We start from the raw sequence: 11,705 nt of genomic DNA, 5'->3' as shown, positions 1-11,705 counted from the left end.
GCGGAGCGGGATCGCGCATGACCAAGAAAATCGTTGTCGACTTCGGACTGTGTGAGAGCAACGGGGTGTGCATGGGCATCATCCCGGAGGTGTTCGACCTCGACGAGCAGGACTACCTGCACGTGCTGCAGGAGGAAGTGACACCGGAGAACGAGAACCAGGTCCGGGAAGCTGTGCGGCAGTGCCCCCGCCAGGCCATCTCGATCGAAGACGCATGACCACAGCCGAACTCGTCTTCGATCCGTTCTCGAAGGAGTACTTCGACGGGCCGTGGGAGATCTACCGGCGCCTGCGCGAGGAAGCCCCGGTCTACTACAACGAGGAACACGACTTCTACGCGTTGTCGCGCCATGAGGACGTCGCGGCGGCCTACAAGGACTTCGCCACGTACTCGTCGGCGTACGGTCTGGACCTGGCGACCGTGCGCTCCGATGAGCCGATGCCCGCGAAGATGATCATCCTGATGGACCCGCCGGAGCACCGGCACATGCGCAGCCTGGTGAACAAGGTGTTCACGCCGCGCGCGATCGAGGCGATGCGGCCGATGGTGACCGCGACCATCGACCGCTACATCTCGGCGGCCGACCCGCAGCACTTCGACGTCGTCGCCGACTTCTCCGCGTTCTTCCCGGTCGAAGTGATCACCCAGATGCTCGGCGTGCCAGAGGAATACCGCCAGCAGGTCCGCGAATGGGTGGACAAGTCGCTGCACCGCGAGCCCGGCCAGATCGACATGTCCGAGGAGGGCATGCAGGCCGTCGCCGAAGCGATGGGTCTGTACTTCCAGCTGATCCAGGACCGACGCGCCAATCCGCAGGACGACATGTTCAGCCGCCTGGTGGCCGCGGAGATCACCCGCGAGGACGGTGAACTGGAGTCCCTCGACGACTTCGAGATCGCCGGTTTCGCAACGCTTCTGGGCGGCGCCGGCGCGGAGACCGTCACCAAGCTGGTCGGCAACGCCGCGGTGACGTTCGCCCGGCATCCCGAACAGTGGCAGAAGCTGCTCGACGACCGCAGCAAGATTCCGGCCGCGGTCGAGGAGTTACTGCGCTACGAGCCGCCCGTGCACTACAACGTGCGACGGTCGATGCGTGACGTCGAGTTGCACGGCGTGACGATCCCCGAGGGCAAGCCGGTGTTCCTGCTGCAGGCGTCGGCGCACCGCGATCCCGAGGCGTTCACCGACCCGGACACCTTCGACATCGACCGCAACCGCACCGAGGCGCAGAACCTCGGCTTCGGGTACGGCGTGCACAGTTGTCTGGGCGCGGCGCTGGCCCGGATGGAGACGGCGATCGCGCTGGAGCGGCTGCTCGATCTGATCCCGCACTACGAGGTGTTGTGGGATGACTGCCGGCGGGTCGTGATGCAGAACGTCGCGGGATGGTCGCACGTCCCGGTGCGCGTGCTGTAGCCGATGCGGTTCGTCTTCGTACACGGGGGTTTTCACGCGGCCTGGTGCTGGGAGCCGACGATCGCCGAGCTGACCGCGATGGGACACGACAGCGTGGCCGTCGACCTGCCCGGTCACGGCGCCCGCGTGGACGAGGAATCGACACTGGCCAATCGTCGCGACGCGATCGTCGAGGCCCTGCGCTCCGGCGGCACCGAAAAGAGCGTGCTCGTGGGGCATTCCGGCGGCGGGTTCGATGCGACGCTGGCCGCTGACGCCGTCCCCGAACTCGTGCGTCACATCGTCTACCTGGCGGCCGCGCTGCCCCGCGAAGGCCGGACCTATCCCGAGGCCATGGCGATGCGCGACGACGAGGAACTCGGCGAGGATTTCGACGCCGATGTCGGAGAGATGTTGAGCTACCTGAAGTTCGACGACGACGGGGCGATGTGGTTCGCCGACTTCGACGGTGCCTGGCGGTACTTCTACCACGACTGCGACGAGGACACCGCGCGCTGGGCGTTCGAGCGACTCGGCCCCGAGCGGTTCGGCGACACCACCGTCACCCCGGTATCGGTGCCGCGGTTCTGGGCGGCCGATCTGCCGCGCAGTTTCATCCGCTGCCTGCAGGACCGGTCGATGCCGCAGTGGCTGGCCGACACCGTGACCCGCCGGCTGGGCGTCGAGCAACTGACCATCGACGCGTCGCACTCGCCGTTCCTGAGCCGGCCGCGCGAGTTGGCCGAACTACTGGTGCACGCCACCACGACGACACCGACCGGCCCGCTGGTCTCCGCTTGAAATTGCGCCGAGACCGACGTTTTGGCGGGTTTTGCGACTGAATTTCCGCCAAAGCGTCGGTTTCGGCGAGAAGAAGTCAGCCCAGGCCGTGCAGGATGACGCCGTTGCAGTCGGCGGCGGCCTGGCGCAGCTTGGCGGCTGCCTGATACTCGTCGGAGTAGTACCACTGCTTGGCCGCTTCCTCGGACTCGAACTCGAGCAGCACCGTCTGCGTGCCGTGCCACGTGCCCTCGATCACCTCGGCCTTCTGGTCGAACGCCAGCAGCGTCGCGCTGGCCATCGTCTGGCTCGCGAGCTTGCCGTACTCGGCCATGCCGTCGGGGTCCTTGATGTCCTCGGTGATGAGGATGTACGCCTTGGCCATTCGATCTCCTTGTCGGTCAGTCGATTTCGCGGATCGCGCGTTCGGGGCAGTTGGCGATCGCGTCGCGCGCGGCGGATTCCAGTTCCGCAGGCACTTCTTCGGGGCTGGCGACGGCCCAGCCGTCGTCGTTGAGTTCGAACACTTCGGGGCACAGCGTCAGGCACATGCCGTGGCCCGCGCAGCGATCCTCGTCGACCGTGACCTTCATCAGGCCTCACCCACGACGTCGAACTCGATGTGCAACTCGGTCAGCCCCCGCAGGATGTAGGTCGGGATGTAGTTGTAGCGACGCTCGCCGGCCGGGCCGTGATGGGCCTCGCTGATCCGGATGTCGGAGGTGCGGTCCAGCAGCCTCTCCAGCCCGACGCGTGTCTCGGCCCGCGCCAGCGGTGCACCCGGGCAGCTGTGGATGCCGCGCCCGAACGCCAGGTGCTGGCGGGCGTTCTTGCGCTCGGGGTCGAAGGTGTCGGGATCCTCGAAGCGCCGCGGATCGCGGTTGGCCGCACCGTTGATCACCATCACGGTGCACCCGGCGCTGAGCGCCTGGTCGCCGACGGTCGTGGGCACCCGCGACAACCGGAAGTCGCCCTTGACCGGGCTCTCGATGCGCAGGCACTCCTCGATGAAGTTCGGCAGCAGGCTGCGGTCCTCGCGCAGCTTGCGCTGGATGTCGGGGCGGTCGCCGAGCACCTTCAGCGCGGTGCTCAACAGTCGCACGGTGGTTTCCTGCCCGGCGGAGAACACGTTGGTGGCGACCCGCACGACGTCGGCGACCTCGGGCACCGTCCCGTCCGGGAACGTCGCGGTGGCCAGCCCGGTCAGCACGTCGTCGCGCGGTTCGCGCCGACGGTCTTCGACGTACTCGGCGAAGACGTCGTAGAGGTACTCCAGCGGCGTCTTCGTCAGTGTCTTGTCGGCGTTGCCCAGCCCGCCGCCGTGTGTGCCTTTGGCCAGGCGCTCGAGCAGTTCGGGGCGGTCCTCCTCGGGCACCCCGAGCAGGTCGGCGATCACCCGCAGCGTGAACGGGGCGGCGAACCCGCTGATGAACTCGCCCTGCCCCGACGCGAGGAAGTCGTCGAGGATGTCGTCGGCGAGCTGCCACATCGCGTCCTCGTTCTCCTTGAGGCGCTTCGGTGTGATCAGCCGCATCAGCAGGGCGCGGTGGTTGGTGTGGGTCGGCGGATCCAGCGTCGGCAGCTGGTCGCTGAACGGGATCTCGTCGCGGTGCTCGACGATCAGATCGGTGACGTCGTCACCTTCGAGCGGGACCGGAAACCCCGGGAACGGCCCGGTCACCGAGATGCACGACGAGAACGTCTCCGCGTCGTTGTAGACGTCGACGGCCTCCTGCCAGCCGGTCACCATCGTCACGCCGTAGTGGTCCTCGCGGCTGACCGGGCATTTGTTGCGCAGCGCCTCGTAGAACGGGTACGGGTCGTCGGTCAGACGCCCGTCCCGGAAGAAGTCGACCTTCGTCTTGTCCTCGGCGAGGTCTTCGGCCATGCGGCCCTCCGTTTCGACGAACTCACACGCTGAGAGAATGTGATTCTCATATGTGGGTATCAGATTTCCATAGTGGCACGGCGACGTCAACGAGCGTGCTGTGCGGTCGCCTAGCGCTGCTATTGGATCGGCTCGTCGCCGAGCACGGTGGTCCGCAGCATCTCGCGGGGCGAGTCGGGATCATACGGCGCGGCGCGGTGCAGCACGCCGTTGTTGTCCCAGATCACGGTGTCCCCGACGGACCAGCGGTGGCTGTAGACCAGGTCCGGCTGGGTCGCGCGGTCCAGCAGCTCGTCGAGCAGCGCGCGCCCCTCGTCGAGGTCCATGCCGACGATGTAGTCCGCCGACGCCCCGAGCACCAGCGACTTGCGGCCGCTGCGGTGCGTCCACACCAGCGGATGTTCGTGGGTCGGCCGCGACCGCCATCGAGCCACCAGCTCCGGTGACGGGTCCGGGTGAACCCGGCGCTGCGAGGCCTCCAGCGAATGCACGACCCGCAGCGCCCCGAAACGTTCCTTCTCCTCGTCGCTGAACGCCTCATAGGCCGCATAGGAATTCGCGAACTCGGTCTCGCCGCCGGTCTCGGCGACCTGCTTGGCCGACAGCACCGTCGCCTTCTGCGGGCACTCGTCGTTGGTCGGTGTGCATCCGTCGATGTGCCAGTCGAAGGTGGCGCGCAGATAATCCGCCGAGGCGTTCTTCGACTTGTCGAGCGTCACCGGGTAGATCCCCGCCACCGGATGGTGCCCGTCGGATGAATGGTCGATCTCGCCGAGTCGCCGGCAGAACGCCACCTGGGCCTCCGGGGTCGACCGCAACTCCGGGAACACCAGAACACCGTTGTCCTCCAACGCTTCCAGCACGGCCGTCCCGAGCGCGTCGTCGTGAGCCAGCGCGTCGGAGTCGACGTCGGTCACCTCCGCGCCGACCGATGCGGTGAGCTTGTTGATGGTGAGCAGGCTCATGGTGTCGTCTCCTTGGTCATGGCACCGGCGCGCTGACGCGGTTCATCACCGCGTCGGCGGAGTCGGCGGGTTTCTGCGTACCGAAGACCTCGACGGCCATCGACACCATGATCATCGAGTAGATCAGGTGCAGCAGGTTCAGGACGTCGTCGGGCAGCTCGTCGAGCGGGAACTTGTCGCAGTAGTCGATCGCTTCCTCGAACCGCGGCGTGAACGCATCGTAGAACTCCCGGATCTCCGGCATCGGGGTCGACATCCGGGTCTCCCACCGTTCCGCTTCGGTTGGCAGACACCACTTCTCCGCGTACGGCTCGAATTCGGCGAAGGCACTCGGCAGGCGGGCCATCACACCCCCACCGGGCTGCGCTCGGCCTTGTACTGCTCGACCCACTTGACGGCCTCGTGGTGCAGATGCCGCACCAGGATCTCCTGGTCGCTGAGCGGGTAGTCGTCCACTATCGGCTCGCCCAGGCCGTACTCCAGCGCGGCCTGGGTACCGCCGAGCATCCCGGCGTCCTGCAGTGCGAACTCCTTGAGCACCACGGAAGCGACCTCGTGTTCGATGCGCTCGCGCACGGTCCGGGCGGGGTGGAAGGCGTTGTAGGCCTCGAACTTATGGGTGTTGTGCGACGTCGGCCAGTACCGGTACAGCAGGTACCAGCCGTGATAGATGAGAATCTCCAGGTTGGGGAAAATCTGGAAGTTCGTGATGCCCCACGGTTCGATCCCGCCCGGGTTCAGACCGGCCGACTGGTGGGTTTCCGGCGTGCGCCAGGGGCCGACGAGCCCGCTGCGGGTGACGCGCTCGACCGGGTACATGTACTCCGGGTCGAGCAGCCACCGCCGCGTCCCCGCGGTCGACACCAACCGGTGTGGCCCGTCGATCTGAAAATGCCCGCACTCGAACGTCGCGTTGGGTTGACGGACCGCGCTGGGCACCTGCTGAGAGTGCAGCGACGGCACGTGGTAGTACTCCTGGAAGGCGTCGGCGAAGATCTTCCAGTTGCTGTTGTTGCGCGCTTCGAATTCGTAACGCTCGGTCATCAATTCGAACGGGTAGTCGTCGAGCGCAGTGATCATCGGGCCGAGGAACTCACGCAGGCTCCAGCGCGGTTCCGGATCGAAGTTGATGAAGATGAACCCGTTCCAGACGTCGCACTGCACCGGCTTGAGGCCGTAGCGGGTGCTGTCCAGATCGAAGAACTCGCCCTCCTGCTGGACGAACGTCAGATCACCCGTGAGGTCGTAGCGCCAACCGTGGTACTTGCAGGTGAATTGCCGGCAGGTGCCCTTGACCTCCTCATCGGGGAAGTCGTTCCACACCAACTTGTTTCCGCGGTGGCGGCAGACGTTGTAGAAGGCGCGGATCTGCTGGTCCTTGCCGCGGACCACGATCACCGACGTCTTGGCCACCTCGATTTCCTTGGTGAGGTAGCTGCCCACCCGCGGCAACTCCTCGACACGGGCGACGTTGAGCCAGGCGCGCTTGAAGACGGCCTCACGTTCGAGCTCGTAGAACTCCGGCGAGATCGAGTCGCGGAACGAGATCGGTCCGGTACCCAGCTCCGGGTAGTGCTCGGTCCAGCTGCCCTCTGCCGGTTTAGGCCACTTCCCCATGCGAACCTCCGTGTCGTGGTTGATGTTCGGGTCCAGGAGTCGTCACAGCACCGACCCGCCGTTGACCCCGAGGATCTGACCGGTGATGAAGCCGGCCTCCTCGGAGCAGAGAAAACCGACGGCGGCGGCGATGTCGTCGCCGGTGCCGAGGTGACCGAGCGGAACGGTCGCGGCCATCTGCTCGTTGGACGGCAGGTGCCCGGCCGCCTGGCCGGCATGCTGCATCGGCGTCTCGATGGCCGACGGGGGGATGTTGTTCACCGTGATGCCGACCGGACCGTACTCGCGGGCAAGGGATTTGGTCAGCGACAGCAGCGCTCCCTTGGACGCGGCGTAGTGCGCCATCTTCGGTGAACCCCGCTGCGCGCTGGACGACGAGATCATCACGATGCGGCCCCACCCGGCGGCCAGCATGTCCGGTACCGCCACCTGGCAGCAGTGGAACGTCCCGGTCAGGTTCACGTCGACCAGGCGCTGCCACGCCTGCGGCGTGATGTCGGTGAACGGCGCCCAGTCGACAGCGCCGGCGCTGGTGACCAGGATGTGCACCGGCCCGAGTTCGGACCGGACTTTCGCGAACGCTTCTTCGACGGCCGGCCGGTCGCTGACGTCGACCGCGACGCCGAGCGCCGAAAGCCCCTCGGCGCGCAGCTCCTCGGCGACGCGCTGGGCGGCCTCACCGTTGATGTCGAACACCGCCACCTTGTGGCCGCGCCTGCCCAGTTCGTGGCACGTCGCCTCGCCCATCCCCGATGCACCGCCGGTCACCACCGCCACCCGGCTCATCGACCCGACTCCTTCACATCAACCACCTCACTCGTAGACCACGTGGACCGAGCGGCTCGTCGGCAACGACTGACACGTCAGCACCCAGCCTTCGGCCACCTCGTCGTCATCGAGCGCGTCGTTGTTCAGCATCCGCGCGCTCCCCGATTCGAGGCGGGCCATACACGTTCCGCAGGAACCGGTCTCGCATGACGACGGCGCACGCAGCCCGGCGATGCGCGCAGTCTGCAGCAGCGTGTTGCCTGCCCGATAGGGCGCGGTGATCTTCTTGCGGTCCAGCTCGATGATGACCTCTTCGGTCTGCTGCGCCGCCTCCACGACGTCGGCCGAGGCGGGTGCCACCTCGAACCGCTCCAGATGCAACCGATCACGCGCGACACCGGTGCCGAGCAACGCGTCGGACACGGTGTCCATGAACGGCCCGGGGCCGCAGATGTAGTAGTCGGCATCGGCCGCGGCGTCGACGAACGCTTCGACGGCGCTCGGTGTGACCACGCCGCCCTGCTCGTCGAAGTGGTGCACCACCGTCAACCGGTCGGGGTTCGCCTCGGCGAGCGCACTCAGCGCTTCACCGAAGATGACCGACTCTGGACTGCGGTTGGCGTAGAACAACCGCACCCGCCGGCCCGCACTGGCGAGCACCGACCCGATCAGCGAGAAGATCGGGGTGATGCCGCTGCCGCCCGCGAACGCGACGATGTCACGGGTGTTCTCGCCGAGAACGAACCGGCCGTCGGGCGGGGCGGCGTGGATCTCGCCGCCTTCGACCGCGGTGTCGTTGAGCCAGTTGGAGACCACGCCGCCGGGATCGCGCTTGACGGTGATGCGCAACTCCTCACCGAGATGCGGTGACGACGACATCGAGTAGCACCGCTGGTGGTGGTCCGCGCCGACCTGCACCCGCAGGGTCAGGAACTGCCCGGCCTGGTAGCGGAACCGCTGCGAGCAGTACTCGGGGACGTCGAGCACCAGCGACACGGCGTCGCGGGTCTCGCGCACGACGCGTTTGATCCGCAACGGCGCGAACTCGGCGACTTGTTCCGACATCGGCACGACAATATCAAGTACTTGTGATTGGTATCAAGTGCCGGCGTGGTCGAATGGGCACGTGACCGAGGCAGACAGGCGGTACCGCGTCATCGCGTGGGGCACGGGTGCGGTGGGCACCGAGCTCATCACGACGATCATCGACCATCGGCCCGACCTCGAAATCGTCGGCGCGCGTGTGTACTCCGCCGACAAAGCCGGCGTCGACATCGGCACCCTGGTGGGCCGCGGCGCGATCGGCGTGGCCGCGAGCACCGACGTCGATACGATCCTCGCCCTGGACGCCGACTGCGTGCTCTACACGCCACGCAACACCAGCATCGACGACGTGTGCGCGCTGTTGGCCGGCGGAAAGAACGTCGTCACCACCGCGTTCCTGTTTCATCCCCAGCGCACCGCGCCCGAGGATCGCGAGCGGCTGCTTCAAGCCTGCCGGACCGGTGGCACCACGGTGCACGGCAGCGGCCTGAACCCCGGCAACCTGTCCGGGGTGCTGCCGCTGGCGTTGTCCGGCATGAGCCGCACGATCGAACAAATCACCCTGCAGGAGCGGGCGGACTGGTCGGTGTACGACAGCACCTCGATCACGTTCGACAACATGGCCTTCGGCCGTCCCGTGGCCGACATCAGCCCGACCGGCACCGAGTTCCTGGCGTTCAACAGCGCGATCTTCACCGAGCAGGTCTGGCTGCTCGCCGACGCGCTGCACGCCGGCATCGACGAGGTCACCGCCACCGTCGACGCCGTGCCCGCCGAATCCGACCACCAGATCTTCGACCGCATACTGCGCGCGGGAACCACTGCGGGACAACGCTGGAACTGGGCCGGTCGACGCGACGGCCGGACACTCGTCGAGATCGAGACCTTGTGGACGGTCGGTGGTGAGTACCCGAAGCACTGGCCGCGGCCGCGGCACGGCTGGACGCTGACGATCGAGGGCGACCCCTCGATGCAGACCCACTTCTTCTCTCTGGCCAGCTTCTCCCGCGACGTGGACATGGCCGAGCATGTGCGGTCGGCCAACGTCGCGACGGCGATGCAGATCCTCAACGCCGTGCCCGCAGTGTGCGCCGCGCCACCGGGGTTCGCGACGGCCGCGACGTTGCCGTTGATCCGCAGTCACACCGGGTTCAACAACCGCTGACCGGTTCAGTCCCCGATGTGGTCGTCGAAAAGGGTGTGCCCGGTGCCTTTTTCGACCACCCGCGCCAACAGATCGCGCAGCGTGCGCTGCTCTTCGGCGGTGAGTATGCCGAACACGGCTTCATGGGCGGCGATCGCGTCGCCGACGACGGCCGTGGCGACGTTGCGGCCCTCGTCGGTCAGGTAGGCCTTGAGGATGCGGGCGTGCTGCGGGTCAGGTTTGCGTTCGACGAAGCCGCGCTGTTCGAGCGCCTTGAGCGCGAGTTGCACGCCCTGCGGTGTGATCAGCAGGCGCCGGGCGAGTTCGGCGCCGGACAGTCCGGGCTCGTTGGCGAGCTGACGCAGCACACCGATCTGCGCGGTGCTGACCCCGTGCTGGCTGACGGCGTCGTTGACCGCCGTCAGCGCGAAGTACCAGGCCTGCTTGAGGTGCCACAGGATGTTGTCGCCCAGTTCCATGCCGAGATCATCCGTCATGGGGAGCCCCGTCGTTTCGGTAGATCCGGCCGTCTTTCATCACGAACCTGACGTCCAGCGTGGTGGCGATGTCGTGTGCCGGGTCGCCGGGGACCGCGATGATGTCGGCGAGGTACCCCGGTGCCAGCCGGCCGAGTTCGTCGTCGGCCTCGATCAGTTCGGCGCTGGCGATGGTCGCCGCGCGGATCGCCTGCATCGGGCTCATGCCGCGCGACACCAGCGCGCAGAGCTCTTTCGCGTTCTGCCCGTGCGGGATTGCGGGGGCGTCGGTGCCGCAGGCGATGCGCACCCCGGCGGCGATCGCCTTGGGCAGCATGGCCTGTGCTTGCGGGAACACCTCTTCGGCCTTCTTGCGCAGTTCGGGCGCGATCCGGTCGACGGCCATGGCCTCGGTCAGGTAGGTGGTCGACACGAGGAAGGTTCCGTGGTCGACCATCATCTGGATCGTCTCGTCGGTTGCCAAAAAGCCGTGCTCGATGCAGTCGATGCCGGCTCGGATGCATGCGCGGATCGCCTTGTCCCCCACCGCGTGCGCGGCGACGCGCACGCCAGCCCGGTGCGCCTCGTCGGCGATCGCCGCGAACTCCTCGTCCGAATACTGCTGGGCGCCGGGGGCCGTGCTGTGCGACATCACCCCGCCGGAGGCCGACACCTTGATCAGCTTGGCGCCGTGCCGGATCTGGTAGCGCACGCAGGCGCGCACGTCGTCCACGCCGTTGGCGATGCCCTCGGCCACCGACAGCGGCATGATGCCCGGCGCCAGCCGCTGGAACACGGTCGGGTCCAGATGCCCGCCGTATGGGGTGACCGCGTGCCCGGCGGGGTAGATCCGCGGACCGACGTGCCAACCCTGGTCGATCGCCCGCTGCAGCGCGACGTCGAGCAGATAGCCGCCCGTCTTCACCATCAGCCCCAGATTGCGCACCGTGGTGAACCCGGCCTCCAGTGTGGACCTGGCGTTGACGGCACCGCGCAAGGTCCGATACGCCGGATCGTCTTGCACCCCGTGCATGGGGCTCGGGAGACCTTCTGGCCCGCCCGGTCCGCCGATGAGCAGGTTCAGCTCCATGTCCATCAGCCCGGGCAGTAGCGTGACATCGCCGAGGTCGATCTCCTCGGCCGAATCCGGCAGCGCCGCAGTCGGGTTCACCGCGGAGATGCGGTTACCCTCGACGACCACCACCGCCGGCGAGCGCACTTCGCCGGCTTCCACGTCGGCCCACCGCGCAGCGCGCAGCACCGTCGCGGTCATGGCACGGGTTCGTAGACGCAGTCCAGCTTCGTCGCGCCCGTGTCAGGCACCTTCGGCTGCTTCCAGCACTCCACCGGGAACGACACCTGGATCATCGAGTAGAGCAGATGCATCAGGTTCAGCACATCGTCGGGCAGGTCGTCGAGGGAGAACCTGTCGCAGAAGGCGACCGCCTCCTCGGCGCGCTCGGTGATCGCGTCGTAGAACGCCTGCATCTCCTGCATCGAACTGTCCAGCCGTTTGGCGTAGCGTTCGGCTTCGGTGCCCAGGCACCAGTCGGAGAACCGTTCGAGGTCGGCGAACTCGGGCGGCAACTTGGCCGCGGTCTCTGAGGCAGACCCTGAAGCAGACACC

The 11,705-nt window shown here is 67.1% G+C and carries 15 protein-coding genes; 4 read left to right on the top strand and 11 right to left on the bottom strand.

Annotation, left to right across the window (positions count from 1 at the left end):
* Positions 1–17: 17 nt before the first annotated feature.
* Genes BLW81_RS16160 through BLW81_RS16150 form a run of 3 tightly spaced genes read left to right on the top strand, consistent with a single transcriptional unit; the run spans position 18 to position 2,197 of the window.
* Positions 18–218: a ferredoxin gene (locus tag BLW81_RS16160; protein WP_083408040.1), complete on the top strand. Its 201-nt coding sequence runs from the start codon at positions 18–20 to the stop codon at positions 216–218.
* A complete protein-coding gene (locus BLW81_RS16155; RefSeq protein WP_083408039.1) occupies positions 215–1,417 on the top strand; it encodes a cytochrome P450 in 1,203 nt (400 codons plus the stop codon). The genes BLW81_RS16160 and BLW81_RS16155 overlap by 4 nt, the downstream gene beginning before the upstream one ends.
* Positions 1,418–1,420: 3 nt before the next feature.
* The gene (locus tag BLW81_RS16150) at positions 1,421–2,197 is read left to right on the top strand and encodes an alpha/beta fold hydrolase (protein WP_083408038.1); all 777 of its coding nucleotides are present in this window, start codon (positions 1,421–1,423) and stop codon (positions 2,195–2,197) included.
* A gap of 76 nt (positions 2,198–2,273) precedes the next feature.
* Here the strand turns inward: BLW81_RS16150 and BLW81_RS16145 are convergent, their stop codons facing one another.
* The 8 genes from BLW81_RS16145 to BLW81_RS16110 all read right to left on the bottom strand — a co-directional run bounded on the left by BLW81_RS16145 (position 2,274) and on the right by BLW81_RS16110 (position 8,479).
* A complete protein-coding gene (locus BLW81_RS16145) occupies positions 2,274–2,561 on the bottom strand; it encodes a DUF1330 domain-containing protein (RefSeq protein WP_083408037.1) in 288 nt (95 codons plus the stop codon).
* A gap of 16 nt (positions 2,562–2,577) precedes the next feature.
* On the bottom strand, positions 2,578–2,769 hold the full coding sequence (locus BLW81_RS16140) for a ferredoxin (protein WP_064424476.1): 192 nt from the start codon (positions 2,767–2,769) through the stop codon (positions 2,578–2,580).
* Complete coding sequence (locus BLW81_RS16135; RefSeq protein ID WP_083408036.1) at positions 2,769–4,064, bottom strand: cytochrome P450; 1,296 nt, start codon at positions 4,062–4,064, stop codon at positions 2,769–2,771. Before BLW81_RS16135 ends, BLW81_RS16140 begins: the two co-directional genes overlap by 1 nt.
* 119 nt (positions 4,065–4,183) lie before the next feature.
* Positions 4,184–5,029: a TauD/TfdA dioxygenase family protein gene (locus BLW81_RS16130; RefSeq protein WP_083408035.1), complete on the bottom strand. Its 846-nt coding sequence runs from the start codon at positions 5,027–5,029 to the stop codon at positions 4,184–4,186.
* A gap of 16 nt (positions 5,030–5,045) precedes the next feature.
* Positions 5,046–5,375, bottom strand: coding sequence for a hypothetical protein (locus BLW81_RS16125; RefSeq protein ID WP_083410585.1), 330 nt, complete (start codon positions 5,373–5,375; stop codon positions 5,046–5,048).
* Complete coding sequence (locus BLW81_RS16120; protein ID WP_083408034.1) at positions 5,375–6,646, bottom strand: aromatic ring-hydroxylating oxygenase subunit alpha; 1,272 nt, start codon at positions 6,644–6,646, stop codon at positions 5,375–5,377. Before BLW81_RS16120 ends, BLW81_RS16125 begins: the two co-directional genes overlap by 1 nt.
* A gap of 42 nt (positions 6,647–6,688) precedes the next feature.
* Complete coding sequence (locus tag BLW81_RS16115) at positions 6,689–7,432, bottom strand: SDR family NAD(P)-dependent oxidoreductase (protein WP_083408033.1); 744 nt, start codon at positions 7,430–7,432, stop codon at positions 6,689–6,691.
* A 27-nt stretch (positions 7,433–7,459) separates the two neighbouring features.
* Positions 7,460–8,479, bottom strand: coding sequence for a ferredoxin--NADP reductase (locus BLW81_RS16110; protein WP_083410584.1), 1,020 nt, complete (start codon positions 8,477–8,479; stop codon positions 7,460–7,462).
* Between the two features lie 112 nt (positions 8,480–8,591).
* Between BLW81_RS16110 and BLW81_RS16105 the strand changes: the two genes are divergently transcribed.
* A complete protein-coding gene (locus tag BLW81_RS16105; protein ID WP_407662345.1) occupies positions 8,592–9,623 on the top strand; it encodes an NAD(P)H-dependent amine dehydrogenase family protein in 1,032 nt (343 codons plus the stop codon).
* A 5-nt stretch (positions 9,624–9,628) separates the two neighbouring features.
* On the opposite strand, the gene BLW81_RS16100 is transcribed toward BLW81_RS16105, so the two are convergent.
* The 3 genes from BLW81_RS16100 to BLW81_RS16090 are packed head-to-tail and all read right to left on the bottom strand — an operon-like array spanning position 9,629 to position 11,704.
* The gene (locus BLW81_RS16100) at positions 9,629–10,081 is read right to left on the bottom strand and encodes a MarR family winged helix-turn-helix transcriptional regulator (RefSeq protein ID WP_083410583.1); all 453 of its coding nucleotides are present in this window, start codon (positions 10,079–10,081) and stop codon (positions 9,629–9,631) included.
* 7 nt (positions 10,082–10,088) lie between these two features.
* Positions 10,089–11,351: a metal-dependent hydrolase family protein gene (locus BLW81_RS16095; protein ID WP_083408031.1), complete on the bottom strand. Its 1,263-nt coding sequence runs from the start codon at positions 11,349–11,351 to the stop codon at positions 10,089–10,091.
* Positions 11,348–11,704, bottom strand: a complete 357-nt coding sequence (locus BLW81_RS16090; RefSeq protein WP_157897710.1) for a hypothetical protein — start codon at positions 11,702–11,704, stop codon at positions 11,348–11,350. The genes BLW81_RS16095 and BLW81_RS16090 overlap by 4 nt, the downstream gene beginning before the upstream one ends.
* Between the last annotated feature and the right edge of the window lies 1 nt (position 11,705).

This window comes from Mycolicibacterium rutilum, from assembly GCF_900108565.1.
In the GTDB taxonomy this organism is placed as follows: domain Bacteria; phylum Actinomycetota; class Actinomycetes; order Mycobacteriales; family Mycobacteriaceae; genus Mycobacterium; species Mycobacterium rutilum.
This window is presented reverse-complemented; position numbering and strand designations above follow the sequence as displayed.

Coding starts and splice junctions, on each gene's coding strand:
- BLW81_RS16150 (WP_083408038.1), top strand. CDS start 1,421: ATGCGGTTCGTCTTCGTACACGGGGGTTTTCACGCGGCCTGGTGCTGG.
- BLW81_RS16135 (WP_083408036.1), bottom strand. CDS start 4,064: ATGGCCGAAGACCTCGCCGAGGACAAGACGAAGGTCGACTTCTTCCGG.
- BLW81_RS16115 (WP_083408033.1), bottom strand. CDS start 7,432: ATGAGCCGGGTGGCGGTGGTGACCGGCGGTGCATCGGGGATGGGCGAG.
- BLW81_RS16155 (WP_083408039.1), top strand. CDS start 215: ATGACCACAGCCGAACTCGTCTTCGATCCGTTCTCGAAGGAGTACTTC.
- BLW81_RS16095 (WP_083408031.1), bottom strand. CDS start 11,351: ATGACCGCGACGGTGCTGCGCGCTGCGCGGTGGGCCGACGTGGAAGCC.
- BLW81_RS16120 (WP_083408034.1), bottom strand. CDS start 6,646: ATGGGGAAGTGGCCTAAACCGGCAGAGGGCAGCTGGACCGAGCACTAC.
- BLW81_RS16130 (WP_083408035.1), bottom strand. CDS start 5,029: ATGAGCCTGCTCACCATCAACAAGCTCACCGCATCGGTCGGCGCGGAG.
- BLW81_RS16100 (WP_083410583.1), bottom strand. CDS start 10,081: ATGGAACTGGGCGACAACATCCTGTGGCACCTCAAGCAGGCCTGGTAC.
- BLW81_RS16140 (WP_064424476.1), bottom strand. CDS start 2,769: ATGAAGGTCACGGTCGACGAGGATCGCTGCGCGGGCCACGGCATGTGC.
- BLW81_RS16125 (WP_083410585.1), bottom strand. CDS start 5,375: ATGGCCCGCCTGCCGAGTGCCTTCGCCGAATTCGAGCCGTACGCGGAG.
- BLW81_RS16160 (WP_083408040.1), top strand. CDS start 18: ATGACCAAGAAAATCGTTGTCGACTTCGGACTGTGTGAGAGCAACGGG.
- BLW81_RS16145 (WP_083408037.1), bottom strand. CDS start 2,561: ATGGCCAAGGCGTACATCCTCATCACCGAGGACATCAAGGACCCCGAC.
- BLW81_RS16110 (WP_083410584.1), bottom strand. CDS start 8,479: ATGTCGGAACAAGTCGCCGAGTTCGCGCCGTTGCGGATCAAACGCGTC.